This is a genomic window from Pseudoalteromonas sp. MelDa3 (genome assembly GCF_002863625.1).
In the GTDB taxonomy this organism is placed as follows: domain Bacteria; phylum Pseudomonadota; class Gammaproteobacteria; order Enterobacterales; family Alteromonadaceae; genus Pseudoalteromonas; species Pseudoalteromonas arctica.
In genome coordinates, this window is sequence record NZ_PJBR01000041.1 from 1 (window position 1) to 22,970 (window position 22,970).

The 22,970-nt window shown below is 39.3% G+C and carries 21 protein-coding genes and 3 pseudogenes; 15 read left to right on the forward strand and 9 right to left on the reverse strand.

The features are described from left to right. Window positions 1-35 precede the first annotated feature (35 nt). On the reverse strand, window positions 36-824 hold the full coding sequence (locus CXF89_RS09970; protein ID WP_007584744.1) for a hypothetical protein: 789 nt from the start codon (window positions 822-824) through the stop codon (window positions 36-38). Between the two features lie 251 nt (window positions 825-1,075). On the opposite strand from CXF89_RS09970, the gene mpl reads away from it, so the two are divergent. The 5 genes from mpl to CXF89_RS09995 are packed head-to-tail and all read left to right on the forward strand — an operon-like array spanning window position 1,076 to window position 5,421. Continuing rightward, window positions 1,076-2,431 carry a UDP-N-acetylmuramate:L-alanyl-gamma-D-glutamyl-meso-diaminopimelate ligase gene (gene mpl / locus CXF89_RS09975; protein WP_121954506.1) on the forward strand — a complete coding sequence of 452 codons (1,356 nt, stop codon included), beginning with the start codon at window positions 1,076-1,078 and terminating at the stop codon, window positions 2,429-2,431. Window position 2,432: 1 nt separating this feature from the next. After that, a complete protein-coding gene (locus CXF89_RS09980) occupies window positions 2,433-3,053 on the forward strand; it encodes a flavin prenyltransferase UbiX (RefSeq protein WP_007584746.1) in 621 nt (206 codons plus the stop codon). Further along, window positions 3,053-3,982, forward strand: coding sequence for an ABC transporter ATP-binding protein (locus tag CXF89_RS09985; RefSeq protein WP_007584747.1), 930 nt, complete (start codon window positions 3,053-3,055; stop codon window positions 3,980-3,982). The genes CXF89_RS09980 and CXF89_RS09985 overlap by 1 nt, the downstream gene beginning before the upstream one ends. Further along, on the forward strand, window positions 3,983-4,750 hold the full coding sequence (locus tag CXF89_RS09990) for an ABC transporter permease (protein WP_007584748.1): 768 nt from the start codon (window positions 3,983-3,985) through the stop codon (window positions 4,748-4,750). Continuing rightward, window positions 4,750-5,421: a tRNA (guanine(46)-N(7))-methyltransferase TrmB gene (locus CXF89_RS09995; protein WP_007584750.1), complete on the forward strand. Its 672-nt coding sequence runs from the start codon at window positions 4,750-4,752 to the stop codon at window positions 5,419-5,421. The genes CXF89_RS09990 and CXF89_RS09995 overlap by 1 nt, the downstream gene beginning before the upstream one ends. 6 nt (window positions 5,422-5,427) lie before the next feature. Here CXF89_RS09995 and CXF89_RS10000 read toward each other — a convergent pair whose 3' ends face one another. Beyond that, the gene (locus tag CXF89_RS10000; RefSeq protein ID WP_121954507.1) at window positions 5,428-7,311 is read right to left on the reverse strand and encodes a bifunctional diguanylate cyclase/phosphodiesterase; all 1,884 of its coding nucleotides are present in this window, start codon (window positions 7,309-7,311) and stop codon (window positions 5,428-5,430) included. A 264-nt stretch (window positions 7,312-7,575) separates the two neighbouring features. Here CXF89_RS10000 and panP point away from each other — a divergent pair, with 264 nt between their 5' ends. Further along, entirely contained in the window at window positions 7,576-9,201 is a 1,626-nt protein-coding gene (panP, locus tag CXF89_RS10005) for a pyridoxal-dependent aspartate 1-decarboxylase PanP (RefSeq protein ID WP_024594075.1), read from the forward strand. 53 nt (window positions 9,202-9,254) lie between these two features. Here the strand turns inward: panP and serA are convergent, their stop codons facing one another. The 5 genes from serA to metK all read right to left on the reverse strand — a co-directional run bounded on the left by serA (window position 9,255) and on the right by metK (window position 13,691). Continuing rightward, a complete protein-coding gene (serA, locus tag CXF89_RS10010) occupies window positions 9,255-10,484 on the reverse strand; it encodes a phosphoglycerate dehydrogenase (RefSeq protein ID WP_007584756.1) in 1,230 nt (409 codons plus the stop codon). Between the two features lie 9 nt (window positions 10,485-10,493). Then, window positions 10,494-11,147: a ribose-5-phosphate isomerase RpiA gene (gene rpiA, locus CXF89_RS10015; protein WP_121954508.1), complete on the reverse strand. Its 654-nt coding sequence runs from the start codon at window positions 11,145-11,147 to the stop codon at window positions 10,494-10,496. Between the two features lie 53 nt (window positions 11,148-11,200). Further along, window positions 11,201-11,797 carry a 5-formyltetrahydrofolate cyclo-ligase gene (locus CXF89_RS10020; protein WP_010554418.1) on the reverse strand — a complete coding sequence of 199 codons (597 nt, stop codon included), beginning with the start codon at window positions 11,795-11,797 and terminating at the stop codon, window positions 11,201-11,203. Window positions 11,798-11,815: 18 nt separating this feature from the next. Next, complete coding sequence (locus CXF89_RS10025; protein ID WP_101217711.1) at window positions 11,816-12,364, reverse strand: hypothetical protein; 549 nt, start codon at window positions 12,362-12,364, stop codon at window positions 11,816-11,818. Between the two features lie 175 nt (window positions 12,365-12,539). Next, on the reverse strand, window positions 12,540-13,691 hold the full coding sequence (gene metK / locus CXF89_RS10030; protein ID WP_101164183.1) for a methionine adenosyltransferase: 1,152 nt from the start codon (window positions 13,689-13,691) through the stop codon (window positions 12,540-12,542). 304 nt (window positions 13,692-13,995) lie between these two features. Here metK and tkt point away from each other — a divergent pair, with 304 nt between their 5' ends. From tkt to CXF89_RS10075, 9 genes and pseudogenes are all read left to right on the forward strand, one after another. Next, the gene (gene tkt / locus CXF89_RS10035; RefSeq protein ID WP_121954509.1) at window positions 13,996-15,987 is read left to right on the forward strand and encodes a transketolase; all 1,992 of its coding nucleotides are present in this window, start codon (window positions 13,996-13,998) and stop codon (window positions 15,985-15,987) included. Between the two features lie 184 nt (window positions 15,988-16,171). Continuing rightward, window positions 16,172-16,486 (forward strand): pyrimidine/purine nucleoside phosphorylase, encoded by a 315-nt coding sequence (locus CXF89_RS10040; protein WP_002958974.1) that lies wholly within the window; start codon window positions 16,172-16,174, stop codon window positions 16,484-16,486. A gap of 177 nt (window positions 16,487-16,663) precedes the next feature. After that, the gene (hpf, locus tag CXF89_RS10045; protein ID WP_007584763.1) at window positions 16,664-17,020 is read left to right on the forward strand and encodes a ribosome hibernation-promoting factor, HPF/YfiA family; all 357 of its coding nucleotides are present in this window, start codon (window positions 16,664-16,666) and stop codon (window positions 17,018-17,020) included. Window positions 17,021-17,222: 202 nt separating this feature from the next. Continuing rightward, on the forward strand, window positions 17,223-18,398 hold the full coding sequence (locus tag CXF89_RS10050; RefSeq protein WP_121954520.1) for an NRAMP family divalent metal transporter: 1,176 nt from the start codon (window positions 17,223-17,225) through the stop codon (window positions 18,396-18,398). 71 nt (window positions 18,399-18,469) lie between these two features. Next, window positions 18,470-18,931: pseudogene (locus CXF89_RS10055) on the forward strand (GNAT family N-acetyltransferase). 12 nt (window positions 18,932-18,943) lie between these two features. Continuing rightward, on the forward strand, window positions 18,944-19,360 hold the full coding sequence (locus tag CXF89_RS10060; protein WP_121954510.1) for a GNAT family N-acetyltransferase: 417 nt from the start codon (window positions 18,944-18,946) through the stop codon (window positions 19,358-19,360). A gap of 59 nt (window positions 19,361-19,419) precedes the next feature. Further along, a pseudogene (locus CXF89_RS10065) lies at window positions 19,420-19,724 on the forward strand (helix-turn-helix domain-containing protein). Between the two features lie 74 nt (window positions 19,725-19,798). Further along, window positions 19,799-20,101, forward strand: coding sequence for a DUF2971 domain-containing protein (locus CXF89_RS10070; RefSeq protein ID WP_121954511.1), 303 nt, complete (start codon window positions 19,799-19,801; stop codon window positions 20,099-20,101). Window positions 20,102-20,119: 18 nt separating this feature from the next. Beyond that, a pseudogene (locus CXF89_RS10075) lies at window positions 20,120-20,818 on the forward strand (DUF2971 domain-containing protein); the annotation flags it as partial. Between the two features lie 468 nt (window positions 20,819-21,286). On the opposite strand, the gene CXF89_RS10080 reads toward CXF89_RS10075, so the two are convergent. Both CXF89_RS10080 and CXF89_RS10085 read right to left on the reverse strand, forming a co-directional pair. Further along, window positions 21,287-21,709 carry a hypothetical protein gene (locus tag CXF89_RS10080; protein ID WP_121954513.1) on the reverse strand — a complete coding sequence of 141 codons (423 nt, stop codon included), beginning with the start codon at window positions 21,707-21,709 and terminating at the stop codon, window positions 21,287-21,289. Window position 21,710: 1 nt separating this feature from the next. Then, window positions 21,711-22,898, reverse strand: a complete 1,188-nt coding sequence (locus tag CXF89_RS10085) for a vWA domain-containing protein (RefSeq protein WP_121954514.1) — start codon at window positions 22,896-22,898, stop codon at window positions 21,711-21,713. Window positions 22,899-22,970: the final 72 nt, after the last annotated feature.

The window sequence follows — 22,970 nt, forward strand, 5'->3', positions numbered from 1 at the left end:
AGCTTTAGGCTCCTTTTTTTGGTTTTAAACTCAGCTTATAAATTTAATAAATAAGCTTCAATAAAACGGCGTTGGTTAGCGGCTTTTGGTGCTGTTTTAAATATAAGTGTATTACCATTTTTACGTAGTTTTAGCTCATTAGTAAATTTACATTCGATAGCATTGAACTGAGCTATGTCGTTTTTAAAACTTTGGTCTTTTTCGCACATGTATGCCATTTCGTTTGCAACTTGTGCACAAAATGAACCCACTGGATATTCTTTTAGGTTTTCATCATCAATGCTTTCCCAATCAACATTGGTATTTATTTTTAATCCGCATTGCTTATCTATTTCGCTATTAGCGGCAGCTATATTTTTTTGTTGATACCCTAAATGCTTTTCACGATTAAACTTCGCTAGTTTAGCTTGAGTACCTTTATTTAACTGTTGATCGTATTGCGCTTTTAAATCTTCAACAATGGCAGGGTTTGACTCTTCTTTTTTTGATAAGTAAATTCCATCACGAGTGTCTGGAATATAAAGATTGTAAGAGCAACAGCGGTAGCCTTCCTCAACACTTACTAAACTTCTTTGTGTACCATCGTAAGTATATTTGTAAGCTTTATTACTACCATGAGGTTTTAAATCGGTTAAAAATACAATCCCATCAATATCATGGTTTATGCCTGTTACTTTTACTAAAGCTTGTTTTTTATCTGTTGTTGGGGCAATAACAACATTAACGCCTTCGCCCGAACTTAGTTCTATTGGGTACTTAGCAAATTCCAAAGCAAAGCTTTTTTGACTAAGTAAAATACAGGCTATAAAGAATAGTTTTTTCATATTAAGTCCTTTTTAAGTTTTAAAGTTATACAGCAAGCTGGTTTATAACATTGATAATAATTGATTAAAAGCAATACAGGGTAGGTGAACGTGCCTATTTTTTGATTTTTAGCGTTTAAAAAACTAATTAACGTGTTTTTGGCACGAGTGAATTGTGCAGACGTACATAGTAACTAAGCACGAATTTTGGCATTATAGCGCCATTAAACTTTGCATAGCTGTAAAGTGAGCATACGATTTAAGGAAAGTATATGCATATACATATTTTGGGCATTTGTGGCACGTTTATGGGTGGTATTGCAGCCATTGCTAAATCATTAGGTCATAAAGTAACGGGTTCCGATCAAAACGTTTACCCACCAATGAGTACGCAACTTGAAGAGCTTGGCATTGAACTGACTCAAGGCTACGACGTATCTCAATTAGAGCCAAAACCAGATATGGTAGTTGTCGGTAATGCAATGAGCCGTGGTAACCCGTGTGTTGAATATGTGCTTGATAAAGGCCTGCCTTATACATCTGGCCCTGAATGGCTTAAACATAATTTATTACAAAACTCGTGGGTACTTGCTGTAGCCGGTACGCATGGTAAAACAACCACAGCAAGTATGCTTGCGTGGGTTTTAGAGTATGCAGGTTTAAAACCAGGGTTTTTAATTGGCGGCATAGTCCAAAATTTTGGTGTATCGGCAAAAGTGGGTGAAACGCCATTTTTTGTTATTGAAGCCGATGAATACGACACTGCTTTTTTTGATAAGCGCAGTAAGTTTGTCCATTACCTTCCACGTACACTTATTTTAAATAATCTTGAATTCGATCACGCTGATATTTTCGAAGATTTAAATGCAATAAAAAAACAATTTCATCACTTAATGCGTACATTACCTCAAAGCGGCAAGGTAATTTGGCCTAAGCAAGACGTAGCGCTTAATGACGTAATAGCACAAGGGCTTTGGAGCGAAAGCGAAACGCTAGGCGATGATTGGAGCTATGAATTAATAAAAGCCGATGGTAGTGAGTTTAATGTACTTTTAAATAACGAAAAGCAGGGCACTGTTTGCTGGCAAGCAATAGGCGAGCATAACGTTAAAAATGCAATTATGACTATCGCAGCAGCGCGTCATGTGGGTATAGCTGTTGATCATAGTATTGATGCCTTAGGAGAATTTATTAGCCCTAAAAGGCGTATGGAGCTAAAGGCTGATATTAATAATATTAAGGTGTATGACGATTTTGCGCATCACCCAACAGCAATTAAAACTACGCTTGCAGGACTGCGCGCAAAAGTAGGTGATGAAAAAATTATCGCTATTTTAGAGCCGCGCTCAAACACTATGAAAATGGGCGTGCACCAATATACATTATTAGATTCACTGCGTGATGCTGACGACGTACTACTTTTTGAACCAGAGAATCTAAATTGGTCGCTAAAAGAGCAAGCAGATAAAGCAGGCATGCAGTGCTTTAGCAGCACGCAAACAATTATTGATACGGTGCTTGAAAATATTGAGCCTAATCAGCATATTTTAATTATGAGCAATGGCGGTTTTAATGGCCTTCATCAACACCTTGTTGATGGTTTAGCTGATAAATACAGCGGAGAATAGTGTGCAATTTAAAGATAGAATTACGCTCGCTTTTAGCGGTGCATCAGGTGCGCCTTATGGTTTAAGGTTACTTGAAGTATTGCTTGAGCAGCAATTTCAAGTTTACGTACTTATCTCAAGTGCAGCGCGAGTGGTGCTTGATACAGAATCAAATATTAAGCTCTCTGGTAATGAAGACAAAGCCACTGAGCAGTTAAGTACGCTGTTTAATGCTAAATCTGGGCAGTTAAAAGTATACGGTAAAGATAACTGGTTTAGTCCTGTGGCTTCGGGCTCTGCGGCGCCTAAAAAAATGGTGGTATGCCCGTGTAGTGCAGGATCGGTTTCTGCAATTGCAGTAGGGGCGTCAGATAACTTATTAGAGCGCGCCGCTGATGTGGTAATTAAAGAACGCGGACAGTTAATTTTAGTGCCGCGCGAAACACCGTTTAACGAAATTCATTTAGAAAACATGCTTAAGTTATCTCGTTTAGGTGTGACCATAATGCCAGCAGCGCCTGGCTTTTATCATAAGCCACAAAGTATTGAAGACTTAGTTGATTTTATGGTGGCGAGAATTTTAGATCATTTAAATATTGAACATAACCTAACAAAACGTTGGGGGTATGGTGAGGGTAAGTAATGAATAAGCAAAATATTGCTTTAAATATAGAAGGCCTTACCAAGGTTTATAAAAATGGTGTTGAGGCTATTAAAGGCGTTGATTTACAAGTTAAAGAGGGCGACTTTTTCGCTTTACTTGGTCCAAACGGAGCAGGAAAATCAACCACAATTGGTGTTATTTCGTCACTTGTTAATAAAACAAAAGGCAAGGTAGAAGTATTCGGTTGTAATATTGATACTGATTTAGAAGCTGCAAAAGCGCATTTAGGCTTAGTGCCGCAAGAGTTTAACTTTAGTCAGTTTGAAACACTTAGCCAAATACTTGTTAACCAAGCCGGTTATTATGGTGTGCCACGTGGCGAAGCCCATAAACGTGCTGATAAGTACTTAGCGCAGCTTGGCTTACTTGAGAAAAAAGACAAACAAGCACGTACGCTTTCAGGCGGTATGAAACGCCGATTAATGATTGCGCGTGCCCTTATGCACGAACCTAAGTTGCTTATACTTGATGAGCCAACAGCGGGGGTAGATATAGAACTTCGTCGTTCAATGTGGGATTTTTTACGCCAAATAAATGAGCAAGGCGTTACTATTATTTTAACTACGCACTACCTTGAAGAAGCAGAGTTACTGTGTAAAAACATCGCCATAATCGATAATGGCCGAATTGTTGAAAACACGACCATTAAAGCATTGCTTGCAAAGCTTGATAAAGAAACCTTTATTTTAGATTTAAAAATGCCAGCAAACCCTGTCACGCTTGAAGGCTATAAATTTACCATGACGGACGATCATACTGTTGAAGTGGAAGTCGCTAAGTCTCAAGGCTTAAATGCGGTTTTTAGTGCATTAACAACTCAAGGTAATACTGTATTGAGTATGCGAAATAAAGCAAACAGATTAGAAGAGTTATTTGTAGGATTACTAGAGCAAGGGCGGGGCGAATAAATGTTTAAATATGGCGTAGCCTTAAAGAGTTTATGGATTAAAGAGTGCATTCGTTTTTTACGTATTTGGGTGCAAACTTTAGTACCGCCAGCAATTACGATGAGCTTATATTTTGTTATTTTTGGTAACTTAATTGGTTCACGCATTGGCGACATGGGCGGCTTTAGTTATATGGAGTTTATTGTACCTGGCCTTATAATGATGTCGGTCATTACTAATTCCTATTCCAACGTAGCCTCTAGTTTTTACTCAACAAAGTTTCAAAAAAGCATTGAAGAGCTTTTAGTTGCACCTGTACCTAACTACATCATTGTTCTAGGCTATATGGGTGGCGGTATGACGCGCGGTATTATGGTGGGCTTTATAGTTACCTGTGTATCGTTATTATTTGTTGATATTCAAATTCATAATATTTTTGTAATTATGGCGACGGTTATTTTAACCTCAGCTGTGTTTGCTTTAGGTGGTTTAATTAATGCAATTTACGCAAATAGTTTTGACGATATAAGCATTATCCCCACCTTCATACTAACGCCACTAACTTACTTAGGCGGTGTATTTTATTCAATTACGTTGCTGCCTGAATTTTGGCAGAATGTATCACAAATCAACCCTATAATTTATATGGTTAACGCATTTCGTTATGGCTTTTTAGGTGTATCGGATGTTGATTTGAGCGTGGCTCTTGGGGTTATTTTAGTATTTATAACAGCGTTATTTACATTAGCGCTTACATTGATCAAAAAAGGTGTGGGGCTAAGGCACTAATGAGTGATGCAAATTCACGTAGTATTGTATCTAATCAAGCGGGTATTCACGAAAAGCTTGATGAAATAGTAAATAAGCACTTAGATGCTGAATTTAAAAAGCCAATTGCAGCGCATACCCAAGCCGCATTTGACGAGGTTAATGCTAAAGTACAAGCCTTTAGTGGCCCGCTTATTTTAGACTCGTGTTGTGGCGTAGGTGAAAGCTCAGCTAACTTAGCTAAGCGCCACCCAGATGCACTTATAATTGGTATTGATAAATCGTCGCACCGATTAGATAAGCACGATGTTGAATATAAGCAAACCGACAGTGGTCAGTACATCTTAGTGCAAGCAGACTTAAATGACTTTTGGCGTTTAGCGGTTGCTGCTAATTGGCAACCTACGCACCATTATTTGTTGTATCCAAACCCGTGGCCTAAATCTAAGCATATTCGTAGACGCTGGCATGGCGCGGCTATTTTTCCATTTATCGTTAAGTTAGGTGGAAAATTAGAAGTGCGCAGCAATTGGGATATTTACGTTAAGGAGTTTGCTCGGGCGCTTGAATTAACAGGCAATCCTTGCGATGTAACGCTTTATGAGTCAGACGATGCAATTACGCCTTTTGAGCGTAAATACTGGGCCAGTGGCCAGCAAAGCCACCGACTCGTTATTAACTTACCTCGCTAAAGTAAGTTAAAGTGCTAATTCTTCTTCTATAACCGTACTAACATGTGACACTGGGTGGGCAAAGTAGTTGCCTTGCATTAGTGTCACATTCGCCTTTTTAAGTGCGGTTACTATGGTTGCATTTTCTACCGACTCTGCCATTAATTGCAAACCAAGTTGATTAGCAAAACTGGCTATATGTTCAATAAATAAATAGATATCTTTGTCATTCACTATTTGCTTTATTAGTGCGCCATCTAGCTTAATACCATCTACTTCCAGTTTGAGTACGTTTGATATATTTGAATAACCACTACCAAAGTCATCAATAATAACCTTAACGCCTTTCGTTTTAACCATTCCAATAAATGCTTTCACCTCAGAAAAGTTGGCAATAGCTTGGGTTTCTAAAAGCTCTAGTGTGATATTACCAGGATGCGGGTAGCGCTTAAGTTCGTCCGCAATAAACTCACTTAAATTAGGGTCGAGCATATCTTGTGCTGTTATATTTAAACTCCAGCAAATATCGGTTTTTCTAAAGCGACTAACACATTGTGAAAATATAGTACGGGTAAGTATTCCGTCCATTCTTGAGCGAGTAACAACATTTAAAAATGCATCAGGTTTCAACACTTCCCCTTGCGCCGTTACCATTCGAGCTAAACATTCGTATTGAACGACCTTGTTGGTATTTGTATCAATAATGGGTTGAAAGTAAGGCACTATACGGTTGTTATCAAACGCTTCACGCACCTCTTTAGCCATTTCAACATTGTATTGATATTGCGTTTTTACATCGTGTAGCGCTTTTGAGTAGTTAACTACGCTATGCCTGCCTTGTTTAGCTTGCAGCGCCGCTATATGAGCGTTTTCAAGTAGTAGCGATTTATTGCCACTGGCAATACCTGCACATAGAGTTATATAAATAAAAGGGTCAGTTAACACTGGGGTATTAAAGTTATATGTTTTTACGAGATCGGTAAATTCGTCATTGCTCATTTCTTTAGGCGCGAGTAATACTATTTTGTTGGTTGCTAGTCTGTATATATGGCAATGCGCAGAGCTTCTGAGTTTAAAGTGAATAAGTAAGTTTTTCATTACTTTATCACCCACTTCAGTGCCGTAGAAACTGTTTATATCTTCTATTTCATTAACCCAAATAACGGCTAACTGCATGTGATGAGCATTACTTTTTTTAATAAAGTACTCAAGAGCAATATGATTTGAAAAACCAGTACTTGAGTCAGTTGCTAAAGAACGTTTGAGTAAATATATATAAATAGCAGCAACGAGTATCGCAATAAAAAAGAAGAAGCTTGCCATGGCTGCAGCTTTAGATACGCTTTCTTTCAGTTTTTGATTCAAATCGTAAATAGTTATATCGGCACCAGTTAAATAGGTATTGCCGTTAATAGGGTCAACGTAAGGAATAAAAATAGTTTTAAAGTGGCCCCACTGATCGCTCGATATTTCAAATACAGGCTCGGTTGAGTAAAAAGCACTTATATTGGCATCGGTAGCTTCAGGGTAGAGATCTAAAAATTGAGTTACTTTGCCATTATTCTGATCGTCTTGCGTGTAGCTTGATGAGCTAAAAAGAACCTTTCCGTCTTTTAAAATCATTGAATACACATAAGCAATATCAAGTGCTTGAGCAAACTCAGAGAGCTGTTTACTCTTATTTTGATAGTAAGAAAAACTTATGTTGTCGCCTTGATTAACCGCACTTAAGTAATTTTCACCTAGAATATGTTTAACGCTGGTGGCGGCATTAAGTAAGCGATTATCAACCGACTGCATTATTTCAGCACGCGTGGTTTGGTAAGTGTAGTAAACATAGGTAAGCAAGCTTATTAAAAATAAGCTAAAGCCTGCCACTATCCAACTAACTTTGACTCTTCCTTCTGGCATATGTGTCCCTTTTTTGTTATCAAATTTATTATACCCAAAATAAGTAAATGCCCAATAAATAATTAGGTTTGGTAGAGTTTTAATTAAATTATCATTTTTTTGTCATCGCTTTGATTGCTTTTATAGGTTTAAACGAGACATTTTAGTTATATTGCAGTAAAGTTAGCGCAATTTTTAAAGAAACACGATTGCTCTAAATGTCCTAATAATCAGGCGTTTTTGATGGGTAAGCGCGTGTTTTAGCTACACACACTAGGTATTGAGATGGATCAAAAGCGTTGTGCCGTCGCCTCTAAAGAAAGCCTTAAGCGTATATTTACTGTACCTGAAGCGCCAGACTCAACTTTAAGCAAAATCGAGCTTGAAATTTCGAGTAATTTAGCAGGTTTTCTAAACGAAAATATAGCGGCAATTGAAAAACCATTACATGAAATCGAAAAAGACTTTCAGTCGGCAGTGATCCCAGAGGATCCAACGTTTGTATCTGCTTATGCCCAAGACATAATGGAGCAACTTGTTGCACATTCTGTGCATACAGCTGCGCCTAGCTTTATTGGTCACATGACCTCTGCCTTGCCGCATTTCTTATTACCGCTGTCAAAATTGATGGTAGGGCTAAATCAAAATCTAGTAAAAATAGAAACGTCTAAAGCGTTTACGCCTCTTGAGCGTCAAGTGCTTGGAATGATGCATCATTTAGCTTATGGACAAGAAGACTCGTTTTATTCTAAATGGATGCACAGTGCTAAAACCTCATTAGGTGCATTTTGCTCTGGTGGAACTGTTGCTAATATTACTGCGCTTTGGATTGCGCGAAACCGCTTATTAAAACCCGATGGCGATTTTAGAGGTATCGGCGCACAAGGCTTAATTGCCGGTATGCTGCATTACGGTTATAAAGGTTTAGCGGTATTAATATCAGAACGCGGACATTACTCGTTAGGCAAATCGGTTGATTTACTCGGTATTGGTCGCGATAACTTAATTGGTATTAAAACCTGCGAAAATAATAAAGTTGATGTAGGAGCTATGCGCGAAAAAGCACGTGAGCTTGAATCGCAAGGCATTAAAGTAATGGCGATTATTGGGGTAGCGGGTACAACCGAAACCGGTAATATTGACCCACTTGATGAAATGGCCGACTTAGCACAAGACATTAACTGCCATTTTCATGTAGATGCTGCATGGGGAGGAGCAACCCTTTTATCGAACACGCATCGCCCTTTACTTAAAGGGATTGAGAGAGCAGATTCAATTACCATCGATGCACATAAACAAATGTATGTACCAATGGGAGCGGGCTTAGTTTTATTTAAAGATCCCGCTGCAACTGATGCAATAGAGCATCACGCTGAGTACATATTACGTAAAGGTTCAAAAGACTTAGGTAGCCACACGCTTGAAGGCAGCCGACCTGGTATGGCAATGTTAGTACATGCTTGCTTACGTGTTATTGGTCGTAAAGGTTACGAAATGCTGATTGATCGAAGCATCAAAAAAGCACATTACTTTGCTGATTTAATTAAAGCTGATGAAGACTTTGAGCTTATTTCAGAACCTGAATTGTGCTTATTAACGTATCGTTATGTACCTAAGCAAATTAAACAAGCAATAGCCGATGCAGATGCTGCAACTCGGTTAGATATTTTTGCCTCTCTGAATCGTTTTACTGCCAGTATGCAAAAACGTCAGCGAGAGTCTGGTCGCTCATTTGTATCACGTACTCGTTTAACGCCTTCTAAATACGATAATCAACCAACGGTTGTATTTAGAGTGGTACTTGCAAACCCGCTTACTTCAGGTGCTATTTTAAAAGAGATATTAGCTGAGCAAAAAGAGTTGGCAGCAACAGATCCGGTATTCAAAAAATACTTAAGAAAGTATATGTAATCTAAATAAAAAAAAGGGTCCATAAGGACCCTTCTTAATATCAAAAGTACTTATTAATGTAAAATACGTGCTCTAATTGTACCCTCAACAGCGCTTAGTTCTTTAAGTGCTACTTCAGATTGATCTGTATCTACATCAATAACTACATAACCAATAGATGCGTCTGTTTGTAGGTATTGCGCAGCAATGTTAATACCGTGCTGTGCAAACGCTTGGTTAATTTGCGTTAGTACACCAGGGCGGTTGTGGTGCACGTGTAATAAACGGCTGCGATTAGCAAGCTCAGGCAGCGATACTTCAGGGAAGTTAACGGCAGTAATAGTTGAGCCATTATCTGAGTATTTAGCCAGTTTACCCGCTACTTCAATACCAATGTTTTCTTGTGCTTCTTGTGTAGAACCACCAATGTGCGGCGTTAAAATAACATTGTCGAATTGGCGCAGTGGCGATACAAATTCTTCATCGTTAGATTTTGGCTCAGTAGGGAACACATCGATTGCTGCACCACTTAGTTTTTTCTCTGTTAGTGCTTCTGCAAGTGCATCAATATCAACAACAGTTCCGCGTGAAGCGTTGATCAAAATAGATCCTTGCTTCATAACAGCAAGTTCTGCACTACCAATAAGATTTTTAGTTTGCGGTGTTTCTGGTACGTGTAAGCTAATAATATCAGAGCGTTGTAACAGCTGAGTTAGGTTGTGAACTTGTTTTGCATTACCGAGTGATAATTTATCTTCGATATCGTAAAACTCCACGTTCATACCGATATTTTCAGCCATAATACCTAGCTGAGTACCAATGTGACCGTAGCCAATAATACCTAATGTTTTACCACGTGCTTCAAACGAACCATTTGCTGTTTTTAACCAGCCACCACGATGAGCCGCTGCATTACGCTCTGGAATACCGCGTAATAAAAGTAGGATTTCACCAAGTACAAGTTCAGCAACTGAACGAGTATTAGAAAATGGTGCGTTAAATACAGCAATACCGCGTTCGCGTGCTGCATCTAAATCAACTTGGTTTGTACCAATACAAAAACACCCAACAGCAACTAGCTTGTCAGCTGAGTCTAATACGGCTTGGTTAATATGAGTACGAGAACGAAGTCCTACAAAGTGAACATCTTTAATGCGCTCTTTTAATTCGTCCTCAGGTAAGGATGTTTTAACGTAGTCGATATTGCTGTAACCGTTACGTTTTAGCGTTTCAACAGCGCTTTGGTGAACACCTTCAAGCAAGAGAATTTTAATTTTGTCTTTTGCTAACGATACCTTACTCATAACCTCATCCTATTTAATTTGTGGCCCATTTTTAGTACCGATAATCACTTTATCAGCACCACGCATTGCAAATAGGCCGTTGGTAACTACGCCAACAATTGAATTTATTTGTGCTTCAAGTTGTTTAGCATTGGTAATTTTTAAGTTAAATACATCTAATATAACGTTACCGTTATCGGTAACTACGCCTTGGCGATAAACAGGGTCACCACCAAGCTCTAATAATTCTCGTGCAACGTAGCTGCGCGCCATTGGAATAACTTCTACCGGAAGCGGGAAGTCGCCTAATGTTTTTACTAATTTTGTGTCATCTACAATGCACACAAATTGTTTAGCTACAGCGGCTACTATTTTTTCGCGAGTGAGGGCTGCACCGCCACCTTTAATCATTTCGTTTTGATCGTTTATTTCGTCAGCGCCGTCAACGTATACATCTAAAGCAGCAACGTTATTAAGCTCAAATACTTCAATACCTAACGCTTGTAAGCGCGCGGTTGAGGCTTCTGAGCTTGATACAGCGCCTACAATAGTGTCCTTTACTGAACCAAGGGCATCAATAAAGTGATTAACAGTAGAGCCTGTACCCACACCTACAATAGTGTTTTCTTTTACAAACTCGAGTGCTGCCCAAGCAGCTGCTTTTTTTAATTCGTCTTGTGTCATTGCTTTGTGCTCATGTATGTCAGAAATATGCGGTTAGTAATCAAATTTAATTGTTACCAACAGTATGTTTTATCTGGGGTGATAATGGTTTTAAGTGGTACATCCCACGACTCGATTGGTAGGGCCTCAACTTTTTGGCATTCATGTGCAAGGCCAATTAGTTGTGGTTTTTGCCAATTTTGTTCGTGCAAACGCGCCAATGTCCGGTCGTAAAACCCACCTCCCATTCCTAGGCGATTACCTTGTTTATCAAATGCAACTAATGGCATAAGGAGGTAATCAAGCACTGGTAATGGGCATATTTGAGAGCAGTTCAGCTTAGGCTCCAAGATACCATAGCGATTTGCTCTCATGGGTGAGTTTTTCTCATAGCGCTGAAATAGTAAATTAGCGCCATTGAATGGGTGTATTATAGGTAGGTAAACGGTATGGTTTAAACTCCATAATTCTTTAATTAACAATGAAGTGTCTAGTTCCCCATCGTTACTCAAGTAAATGGCAATATGCTTTGAATTCGTTGTTTTTTCGCTTTTTAAATGTTGAATAAAATTCATTTTTAGCGATTGCGCAGCAATTATTTGCTGATTATTTGACAAGTTTTTACGGGTGTTACGAATTTTCGCTCTTATTTTTGCGCGTTTATTGCTCATTAAATTAATTAACCATTCTTAAAAAGAGAATAAATCGGGAAAAATTAAAAAAACAGCCAGTACGACTAGCAAAATGGTGGCAGTCGCAATCAATGAATATAAAAGTAAGTTACTGCGTTTTTTAGGAGGCGCTAAATCATCATCTAGCATTAGATCGTCACCTTGCCATTCGTCAATACTTTCGTCTGGTGCTTTTAATTGAGCTTCAGGAAGGCGTTGCTCTAACTCGTCTAGCTTTTCTTCAAGGCGAATCAAGCTACTAGTGATGTAATCGAGTGCATCAAAAATACGTTCGTCACGTTGGTTGTTATTTGCAGCTGCGGGGGAGCTATTTTGAATTGCATTTGAAACAGCTTGCAGCTTACTTTTAATACCTAAGCTTGCTAGTAACTTAGCCTGTTTTAACGCTTTGTCTTTATCGCTTGGTGCAAACAGTGGCTTACCTTTAAAAAAAAGAGCTACTTTTTCATCTGACGTTTTTAATTTTGCAGCTAAATTTGTACATGCTGTTTTTATGTCAACGTTATCGGCAAGTCCTGCAAATATAACGCGAAAGTTATCGGCCATTTAACTGTCCCTAAAGCTTTTATAATGAAATGAGTATATACCTAAAGTACAAAAGAATTCGAGGTCGATTTAATAGTTATTTTGTAGACGCTCTACAAACAATATAGCGAATAAGTTTTAGATGCAAAAACGGCCCTTAAAAGGGCCGTTTTAAATTTACTACAACAATTTTGGCTTAAAGGCCAGCAGCTGCGCGAAGTGCGTCTGCTTTATCTGTACGTTCCCAAGGGAATTCGTCACGACCAAAGTGGCCGTAAGCCGCTGTAGGAAGGTAGATAGGGCGCTCTAAATCAAGCATTTGAATTAAGCCGTAAGGGCGCAGGTCAAAGTGTTCACGAATAAGTTCGATTAAACGGCTTTCTTCTAGCTTGCTTGTACCAAACGTTTCAACGCTGATAGAAGTAGGCTCTGCAACACCAATTGCGTAAGAAACTTGTAGCTCACACTTGTCAGCAAGACCAGCAGCAACAATGTTTTTAGCAACGTAACGTGCAGCGTATGCTGCTGAACGGTCAACTTTTGATGGATCTTTACCAGAGAAAGCACCACCACCGTGACGAGCCATACCACCGTATGTATCTACAATGATTTTACGACCAGTTAAACCACAGTCACCCATTGGTCCGCCAATTACAAAGCGACCTGTTGGGTTAATGAAAAACTTAGTTGCACTTGTAATAAGTTCTGCAGGAAGTACCGGCTTGATGATTGTTTCCATCACCGCTTCTACTAAATCTTTTTGCGAAATGTCTTCGCTGTGCTGAGTAGAAAGTACAACAGCATCAATACCTACTGGCTTACCGTTTTCGTATGCAAAAGTAACTTGAGATTTTGCATCTGGACGTAACCAGTTAAGCTCGCCGCTTTTACGAACCTCAGCTTGGCGCTGTACTAAACGGTGTGAGTAAGTAATTGGAGCAGGCATTAGTACTTCTGTTTCGTTACATGCGTAACCAAACATTAAGCCTTGGTCGCCAGCGCCTTGCTCTTCTGGGCTAGTACGGTCAACACCTTGGTTAATGTCAGGAGACTGTTTACCAATAGTGTTTAAAATTGCACATGAATCGGCATCAAAGCCCATGTCTGAATTTGTGTAGCCAATGTCACGAATTGTTTTACGTGTAATTTCTTCGATATCAACCCATGCGCTAGTAGTGATTTCACCACCAACCATAACCATACCGGTTTTTACGTAAGTTTCGCATGCAACACGGGCATGAGAGTCTTGCTCTAGGATAGCATCAAGTACCGCATCAGAGATTTGATCGGCGATTTTATCCGGATGACCTTCAGAAACTGATTCAGAAGTAAATAAATGTTTTGCCATTGTAATTCTGCTCACAAATATTGCGCTTCACAAACGTCGGTATTAGCGCTAAAAAATTAAGGGGCGTATTTTATCGAAAACAAAACACCTTGCATAGTGTTTTTACGCCTAGACGTCTAAATAAAATTACTAATAACTTTTTGGTCTTAAAAAATATTCATAATGCCTCACTTTTATAGGGTTTTTAATTGCACACAGCCCCCACAATAAGTAAGAATGGTCGGTATAAACGAACCCAAGTTACTTGGGTGCATAAACAAACACATAAATACCCGCGCAAATACACATAAAGGTAGGAGAATTCATGCCATCTCGCAAAGAACTTGCAAATGCTATTCGCGTCTTGTCAATGGACGCAGTACAAAAGGCCAAATCTGGTCACCCTGGAGCCCCTATGGGCATGGCTGATATCGCAGAAGTATTATGGCGCGATTATCTAAAACATAACCCAACGAATCCAGAGTGGGCTGACCGTGACAGATTTATTCTTTCAAACGGCCACGGTTCAATGCTTATCTATTCTCTATTGCACCTAAGTGGTTACGACTTACCACTGGACGAAATTAAAAACTTCCGTCAAATGCATTCTAAAACACCAGGTCACCCTGAATATGGCTATGCACCAGGAATCGAAACTACTACGGGTCCATTAGGTCAAGGGATCACAAATGCCGTAGGTATGGCAATTGCTGAAAAAGCGCTAGCTGCACAGTTTAACCGTGAAGGTCACGATATTGTTGATCACTTTACCTATGCATTTATGGGCGATGGCTGCCTTATGGAAGGTATTTCTCATGAAGCAGGTTCACTTGCAGGCACATTAGGTCTGGGTAAACTTGTTGCATTTTGGGATGACAACGGCATTTCAATCGATGGCGAAGTAGAAGGTTGGTTTACAGATGATACACCAGCTCGCTTTAAAGCATACGGTTGGCATGTAATTAGTGGTGTTGATGGCCACGACAGCGATGCTGTAAGTGCTGCAATAGCAGAAGCAAAAAGCGTTACCGATAAACCTTCACTAATTTGTTGTAAAACAATTATTGGTTACGGCTCACCTAATAAATCAGGTAGCCATGATTGTCACGGTGCTCCACTAGGTGATGACGAAATTAAAGCATCTCGCGAATTTTTAGGTTGGACTGGCGATGCGTTCGAAATTCCTGATGATATTTACGCGCAATGGGATGGCAAAGAAAAAGGCAAGCAGCTTGAATCAAGCTGGGACGAAAAATTTGCAGCATACGCAGAAGCATACCCAGAGCTTGCAACTGAATACAAACGTCGTATTAATAACGAACTGCCTGGCGATTGGGCTGCAAAATCACAAGCGTACATTGAGCAATTACAAGCAAACCCTGCAAACCCAGCGTCTCGTAAAGCATCACAAAATGCATTAAATGCGTTTGGTCCGTTATTACCAGAATTTATGGGTGGCTCAGCCGATTTAGCTGGCTCAAACTTAACTATTTGGGATGGCTCTAAAGGTTTAACACGCGATGATGCAAGCGGTAACTACATTTATTACGGTGTGCGTGAGTTTGGTATGTCGGCAATTATGAATGGTATTGCCCTTCATAAAGGCTTTATTCCTTACGGTGCTACGTTCTTAATGTTTGTTGAATATGCAAAAAATGCTGTACGTATGGCTGCATTAATGAAGCAACCAAGCATTTTTGTATACACGCACGATTCAATTGGTTTAGGTGAAGATGGTCCAACTCACCAACCAGTAGAGCAAATTGCAAGCATGCGTTTAACGCCTAACTTATACAACTGGCGTCCATGTGACCAAGTTGAGTCGGCAATTGCATGGCAACAAGCTATTGAGCGTAAAGACGGTCCTACATCGTTAATCTTTACTCGCCAAGGTCTTGAGCAACAAGCGCGTGACGCACAGCAATTAGCAGACGTTAAAAAGGGTGGTTACATCCTTAGCTGTGACGGCAACCCTGAAATTATTTTCATTGCGACGGGCTCTGAAGTGCAACTAGCACAAGATTCAGCAAGCGAACTACGCAGCCAAGGTAAAAAGGTACGTGTTGTATCTATGCCATGTACTGATGCCTTTGAAGATCAAAGCGCAGCATACAAAGAAAGCGTATTACCGGCATCTGTTTCACGCCGCGTAGCAGTAGAAGCTGGTATTGCTGACTACTGGTACAAGTACGTAGGCCTAAACGGCGCAGTAGTAGGTATGACTACCTTTGGTGAGTCAGCACCTGCAGGCGAGCTGTTTGAGCACTTTGGTTTTACAGTGGCAAACATTGTAAGCAAAGCAAACGAGCTTTTTTAATCGCTTTGATTAAATAAAGTAAGTAATTGAAAAACCCGCACATGTTGCGGGTTTTTTTATGCCCTTACATGAAGCAACTTCACCTTGATCAATGCAGCTTTCCTTGCAAGAAAGTAAGCTATCAGGCAAGGTAGTGCGATAAAATTTATAAATAAAAATCTTAAATTAATAGCAGGAGCTAAAAATGCCAAAGTTCGATAACGTGAGTGTAGTAAAAAAAGCCAATGTATATTTTGACGGAAAAGTGTCGAGCCGTACCGTTATTTTAGGTGATGGCGAAGCGAAAACGTTAGGCTTTATGCAACCAGGTGAGTTTGTTTTTGATACAAACCAAAAAGAGTGCATGGAGCTTTTAGCTGGCCAATGGGATATTTTATTACCAGGTGCAAGTGAGTGGAAAACATTTAACGCGGGTGAATCGTTTAATGTTGATGCAAATGTAAGCTTTAAAGTAAAAGTATCTGATTTTGCTGACTACTGTTGTTCGTACACAGATTAATCAGTACAGCTAGACGTCTGAAAGCCCATGCACTATGGGCTTTGCATAAACTTTGCACAACGCATGATTTAAATCACCAAAAACCGCAAATAAACCTCAAATATCTCTATTTTTTCCTTGTGTTAATCTAAATAGCCCCCAATACTATTTATGAGGTAACAAATAAAAGGATACCCTATGAAAATTAATCTTTCTGGTCACCATGTTGAAGTTACTGACTCTATTAGAGAGCACATCAACGAAAAATTTTCAAAAATCGAGAGCCATTTCCCATCGCTTATTGCACTCGAAATTATTTTGTCTAAAGAACATCATAAAATCCAAGCTGAAATTAGCACTAATTATGAAGGCACGCGCATATCGGTAAAAGGGGAAAACGAAGTTATGTACCCTGCCATTGCAAGTGCAGCTAAAAAACTCGATGCAGCACTAAAACATCGAAAAGGGCAGATAAAAGCAAACTTACACGAAAAGCCTGTTAGCACTACACCTGAAATCGCACACGAGATCATCCAAGAGATGGATCTTAAATAAAATTTAGTCACAAAGTATTGTAAAAAAGAGCCGTATGGCTCTTTTTTATTGCCTGTAATTTAGGTAAGTTATGCGTTCTTGCAGTTTATTAATTATAAAAATTAATAAAAAGAACACACAACACACATATTTTGAGAAATTAATGCACACAACAAAAGCAGTATGGAAGTCTCGACTAGGTGCGCTTGGGCCTGGAATACTCATGGCAACAGCCGCTATTGGCGGTTCTCACTTAGTTGCCTCTACGCAAGCTGGGGCAATATTTGGCTGGCAATTATTTTGGCTTATCCTCGTTGTTAATGTTTTAAAGTACCCATTTTTTCGCTTTGGTATGGAATACACACTCGCCACTAAAAATAGCCTAGTGGAGGGCTATAAAAGCAAAGGTCCGTTTTACTTCTACAGTTTTATTGGCTTAAACATTGTTGCCGCTGTTGTTAATACCGCCGGTGTATTACTACTTACCGCAAGCTTACTGCATTACGCCTTACCCGTGGTTATTGAAGTAACCTTGCTTTGTTGGATGCTGCTGGGGGTATGTTTAGTTATATTGCTACTTGGACACTTTAAAGCGCTTGATAACGTTGCCAAAGGTATTATGGGGCTGCTTACGCTCGCTACTTTGATTGCCCTTGCCATTGCATTTAGTAACGGCCCAATGGCACCTGCTGATTATGTGGGACCTTCACCGTATGAACTTGCCATGCTTAGCTTTATGGTCGCTTTAATGGGCTGGATGCCAGCCCCTATCGAAATATCTGCATTAAGTTCTTTATGGCTAAAAGAAAAACAAGCGCAACAAACAGTTTCTAAAAGCCAAGGCTTGTTCGATTTTAACGTAGGTTACTGGCTTACAGCTGGCTTAGCCTTGGTATTTTTTAGCTTAGGTGTATTAGTGCAGTACGGGCAAACCAGTAGTATAGAGCTCGGCGGCGTCGCGTTTGCCAAGCAGCTTATTGATATGTACGCATTAACAATAGGCGAGTGGGCAAGGCCGCTTGTATCAGCAATCGCCTTTTTATGTATGTTTGGCACTACACTCACCGTGCTAGATGGCTACGCCCGTACGCTTAACGAATCTCATAAACTACTTGGCTTTAAGCAATCAAAACACAGTCTAAATATTTGGTTAATACTACAAGCACTTGCCGGTATGGCCGTTATTTTATTTTTTAAATCAGCCCTTGGCCCCATGCTTACGTTTGCTATGACACTTTCATTTGTTACAACGCCTGTATTTGCATGGCTCAACTTTAGCCTTGTGCGATCAGAGCCTGCTATTAAGCATAGCGTGTTACTACGTAGTTTAACGTGGTTAGGTTTAGTGTACTTAGTTGGGTTTGCTGTCGCGTTTGTAGTGTGGAAACTAGCATTCTAAATACAGCCACTTACTTTAGGGTTTTAATTAAAGCCCTCAAGCATTAAATTTTAGGATTAAACGAGGTATAAATGAATATTAGAATAGGTGATCTTTCAAACCCACACGTTATAAAGTTACTACAAGTGCACCATAACGATATGTTAAAGCACTCACCCGTTGAGAGCGTACATGCACTTGATGTGAGTAAACTCACTCAGCCCGATATAACTTTTTATAGCTTATGGATTGATAATAATTTAGCGGGTGTTGGCGCTTAAAAAGCACTAAATGCGACCGAAGGCGAAATTAAATCAATGCGCACATCAAGCAGCTATTTACGCCAAGGCATAGCCGCTAAGTTACTCACGCATATTATTGAGCAAGCAACACTGCGTGGTTATAAAAAGTTAAGTTTAGAGACCGGCACGGCAAAGGCATTTTTGCCCGCAAAAAAGCTTTACACTCAATTTGGTTTTAAAGAGTGCGAACCATTTGGTGATTATGAGCAAGATCCTTATAGCTTATTTATGAGTAAAGTGCTTCAAAAGTGAGTAGGAGATGTTATGGAATATAAGGTTGAATATACAGCTCCAGCACTGGATGAATTTGCTAATTTACGCGCACAAGCAAAGTGGCAAAACCCTGACGATAAAACATTAAAAGCAAGCATCAAAAATTCATTGTTTTGGGTTGCCGTGTACCACATCGATAAGTTGATAGGTACTGGTAGAATAATCGGTGATGGGGCAATGTATTTTTATATTCAAGATGTAATTGTTGCGCCAAGCTATCAAAAACAAGGCATAGGTCATTTAGTTATGGGCCACATTGAAAACTACCTAAGCAGCACCTGCTCTAATGGCGCGACAATAGCTTTATTAAGTGCTCACGGAAAAGAGAGTTTTTATACACAATATGGTTATGTAAAACGCGATGGCGATGCTTTAGGATTAGCAATGTGTAAGTTTATTAGCAAGTAATAACAAATATTGCTGCATGATATCAAGACTATTAAGATAGCTTTTAGAGGTATGGCGCAATGAGCAAACGTGATTTATTTTCAGAATTAACGACAGCACTTGTGGACGCTAAAGCGCATTCACAAGGAAAGCTAACGTTAGGTACTCATTTAGTAAATGATATTAACGATCTTGTTATCTCCCCTGATGAAATAGTAAATATTCGAGAAACATCCAGCTTACACCAGCAAGAACGCTCGAAAATTGGGAACAAGGACGCAGCGCACCAAATGGGCAAGCGATAACATTGTTAAAGCTTTTGCAGCGTCATCCTGAGACATTGAATCATATAGCTGAGTTGCAGAGCTTTATAAAACAACTCTAAGTAAGTGATTAAGGCTTTTCCCTGAATTACATATTTAAATTGCAAATTATTGTTTTATTCGCTAAGGAAAGTTTATGAGGGTATATAAATATCGCGGTGGGGAGTTTGAGAGGGATTTAGAGTCTCTCTCTGAAAATTACTTTTGGGCTCCTACGAGAACAAGCTTAAATGATCCATGTGAAGGTTTTTTTGAGGATCAAAATGTTAATTCTGAACTGGACACTATTTTTAAAGTCTTTGCTAGAGGAGATAGTGGCACGGCTAACGCATTAGAGAATGTCAAAATAGTATTAAAGGAGCTATTAGGCTTTGTTGACAAGTCAGGTATATATTCTCTAAGTCAAACACCTCTAGATGAGTTGTTATGGGCACATTAGGCATGTAACCATACTGGTTTTTGTGTTGAATATGATTTAGATAAATTAATGGAATACGAAAAAAATGACTATAGATACTTAGCTGTTAAATATGAAGACTCACCGCAAAAAATAAGCATTTCAGATATTGATACAAATGAACAGAATAAAATTTTACTAAAAATGCTGGGTACAAAGTCTAAAGCTTGGGGCTACGAAAAGGAAATAAGGGTAATTACATCAATTTCAGGGAAGCATAATTACGATTATCGTGCTGTAAAATCTATCTATTTTGGTTTGCGTATGTCTGATGAAGAAAAAAATGATTTAATGGAAAAGCTCAAAGGCCGAGGCATTAAATACAACCAAGTTGTATTAAAGTCTAAAAGCTATGACTTTTCGTTTGTCACTTTTAATGACCCTTATGAGAATGCAAACAAGTATAAATACTCTGTTGCTCCTATTGCTGACTATGCGATTACTCCTGAGTATGTCAATGAAAAATACAAACCTTTTATTAAGTACTTAACTAAAGCTGCAGAAATAGTCCGAAGAGAACCTGACTGTAATGAAGTTGAAATGGTTGAATTTAGTGATTCGAAAGGTGACCTAAAAAGTCCTGTGATATATGTTCAGTACAAACGAAAAGAAAACAGATACGTTAATCATTATTTATCCATTAAAGAAATAGAAGAACAATATAAAAAATTGGTTGATATAGATGAATTTTCCAATTAAAAAGTTCATTAATAAGTTGATGGATAAAAATTGGAAAGCGTTACCAAAGTCTATTCATGGCACTGAGCCGTCGTAAATCAACATTTAACTCAGCGGGTACATTCTGTTATCCATCAGCTGCTTTATAAAATCAATTGATTGATAAAGGGGTAAGTCGGGTTGTTTCTAGTTAATTCATTATTTTTGTCGGATGGCGTGGCTTTGCCACTTATCCGACCTACGTCAAAATGTAGGTTGGTTAAGCCGAAGGCGCCACCCAACAGAGTTTCAGATAAACGCCTTGAGGGTCCGCTACTGGAGCTAAACTGTCGTTAATTCGCATCTAACTCAGCTCTTTTATCGCTCTACTTATCCTATCCAAGCTCAGCGCATACATGCGGTTGTTCATTAGCTTTTTTATAAAGCCAATTGATTGATAGTGCAGCCAATGCTCGACGAGTTGTGAGTTTAGCCAATCTAGCCTAATTGTTACTCATTTGAGTAAACAACAATTTCATCAGAATTTGGTAATTTATAAAATCCAACATTTTTTGATTGCTTACCCATGAAATCAATAGCATATTTCATTTCTGCAATTGTTCTTACTGTAGAAAACTTATCTTTAAAACATGTTGAGAATTCGTATGTGAAAGATGTTGACTGATCATAACCTCCCAGCTCTAAAAGGTTATATTCAGTAAAAGGATCTGGCCCTAAAATTTGATGAGAGGTAATAAAAGGCACCCTAGAGTCTTGTGATTTCCAATCATTCAAGCATTTAGCTTCAACATTGCTTGCTAATAAATAAATGCTTTTATCCTTTTTAGAGTCACTTAGAAAGATAGTAACAAAAACCATATTTATAATAAGTGATGCAAAAAAAACTAATTTTAATATATTCCTATTACTCATTTTAACTCAGCTCTTTTATCGCTCTACTTATCCCATCTAAACTCAGCGCATACATGCGGTTGTTCATTAACTCTTTTATAAGGCCAATTGATTGATAGTACGGCCAGTGTTCAACAGGCTGTGGGTTGAGCCAGGCAACTTTATCAAAGTGGCTTGTGACACGTTGTAACCATGCACTGCCGGGCTCTTCGTTGTAGTGTTCTACCGAGCCGCCCGCATAAGCTATTTCGTAAGGGCCCATAGTGGCATCGCCAACAAATATTACTTTATAGTCGCTGGTAAATTTATTAATCAGCGTCATGGTGTCTATTACGTTTGAATGGCGGCGCGCGTTGTCTTGCCAAACGTGTTCGTATAAACAGTTATGAAAGTAGTAAAACTCTAGGTGTTTAAACTCGCTGTGGGCGGCGCTAAATAGCTCTTCGCAGGTATGAATGTAGTCATCCATTGAGCCGCCAATATCAAACAGCATCAATACTTTTACTGCATTGTGGCGTTCGGGTGCCATTTTTACATCAAGCATGCCGCCTTGTTTTGCAGTAGCGCGAATAGTCTCGTTTAAATCCAGTGTGTCGCTTGCGCCAGTGCGGGCAAACTTACGTAACTTTTTAAGGGCGAGTTTAACTGTGCGCGAACTAATTTTTCTGTCGGTGTCGAGGTTTTTGTATTCTCGTTTATCCCACACTTTTACTGCTTGGCGGTTACGGTTGCCGTCTTGCCCTATACGCACACCTTCTGGGTTATAGCCGTATGCACCAAAAGGTGATGTACCGCCAGTACCCACCCATTTATTGCCACCAGCGTGGCGTTTTTGTTGCTCTTCTAAACGCTCTTTTAGGGTTTTCATAAGCTCATCGAGCCCGCCCATAGCTTTAAGTTGGGCTTTTTCTTCACCGCTTAGGTTTTTTTCGAATTCTTTACGTAGCCAGTCTTCAGGTAAGTTGTGCTGTTGCTTTAAGCTCTCGAGCAAATCGAGGTCAGCAATACCACTAAAATAGTCGCTAAAGGCTTTGTCGAATCGGTCAAAGTGCGTTTCGTCTTTTACCATTATGGTGCGTGCTAAATGGTAAAAGGCGTCTACGTCGGCAAATATAACGCCTTTTTTTAAGGCGTTAATTAAATCGAGTAACTCGCGCAGGCTCACCGGTAAACGGTATTTACGTAGCGTGAAAAAAAACTGTACTAACATGTTAGGGCCTGTTTATCTTTCGAGGTTAAATTTGCAGCAGTGTGTTTGGTATTTAGGCAAGGCAGAGCCTAT

Bases quoted from the DNA above. Each gene is read 5' to 3' on its own strand.
- CXF89_RS09970 (WP_007584744.1), bottom strand. From the start codon at position 824: ATGAAAAAACTATTCTTTATAGCCTGTATTTTACTTAGTCAAAAAAGC.
- mpl (WP_121954506.1), top strand. From the start codon at position 1,076: ATGCATATACATATTTTGGGCATTTGTGGCACGTTTATGGGTGGTATT.
- CXF89_RS09985 (WP_007584747.1), top strand. From the start codon at position 3,053: ATGAATAAGCAAAATATTGCTTTAAATATAGAAGGCCTTACCAAGGTT.
- CXF89_RS09990 (WP_007584748.1), top strand. From the start codon at position 3,983: ATGTTTAAATATGGCGTAGCCTTAAAGAGTTTATGGATTAAAGAGTGC.
- CXF89_RS09995 (WP_007584750.1), top strand. From the start codon at position 4,750: ATGAGTGATGCAAATTCACGTAGTATTGTATCTAATCAAGCGGGTATT.
- CXF89_RS10000 (WP_121954507.1), bottom strand. From the start codon at position 7,311: ATGCCAGAAGGAAGAGTCAAAGTTAGTTGGATAGTGGCAGGCTTTAGC.
- panP (WP_024594075.1), top strand. From the start codon at position 7,576: ATGGATCAAAAGCGTTGTGCCGTCGCCTCTAAAGAAAGCCTTAAGCGT.
- serA (WP_007584756.1), bottom strand. From the start codon at position 10,484: ATGAGTAAGGTATCGTTAGCAAAAGACAAAATTAAAATTCTCTTGCTT.
- rpiA (WP_121954508.1), bottom strand. From the start codon at position 11,147: ATGACACAAGACGAATTAAAAAAAGCAGCTGCTTGGGCAGCACTCGAG.
- CXF89_RS10020 (WP_010554418.1), bottom strand. From the start codon at position 11,797: ATGAGCAATAAACGCGCAAAAATAAGAGCGAAAATTCGTAACACCCGT.
- CXF89_RS10025 (WP_101217711.1), bottom strand. From the start codon at position 12,364: ATGGCCGATAACTTTCGCGTTATATTTGCAGGACTTGCCGATAACGTT.
- metK (WP_101164183.1), bottom strand. From the start codon at position 13,691: ATGGCAAAACATTTATTTACTTCTGAATCAGTTTCTGAAGGTCATCCG.
- tkt (WP_121954509.1), top strand. From the start codon at position 13,996: ATGCCATCTCGCAAAGAACTTGCAAATGCTATTCGCGTCTTGTCAATG.
- CXF89_RS10040 (WP_002958974.1), top strand. From the start codon at position 16,172: ATGCCAAAGTTCGATAACGTGAGTGTAGTAAAAAAAGCCAATGTATAT.
- hpf (WP_007584763.1), top strand. From the start codon at position 16,664: ATGAAAATTAATCTTTCTGGTCACCATGTTGAAGTTACTGACTCTATT.
- CXF89_RS10050 (WP_121954520.1), top strand. From the start codon at position 17,223: ATGGCAACAGCCGCTATTGGCGGTTCTCACTTAGTTGCCTCTACGCAA.
- CXF89_RS10060 (WP_121954510.1), top strand. From the start codon at position 18,944: ATGGAATATAAGGTTGAATATACAGCTCCAGCACTGGATGAATTTGCT.
- CXF89_RS10070 (WP_121954511.1), top strand. From the start codon at position 19,799: ATGAGGGTATATAAATATCGCGGTGGGGAGTTTGAGAGGGATTTAGAG.
- CXF89_RS10080 (WP_121954513.1), bottom strand. From the start codon at position 21,709: ATGAGTAATAGGAATATATTAAAATTAGTTTTTTTTGCATCACTTATT.
- CXF89_RS10085 (WP_121954514.1), bottom strand. From the start codon at position 22,898: ATGTTAGTACAGTTTTTTTTCACGCTACGTAAATACCGTTTACCGGTG.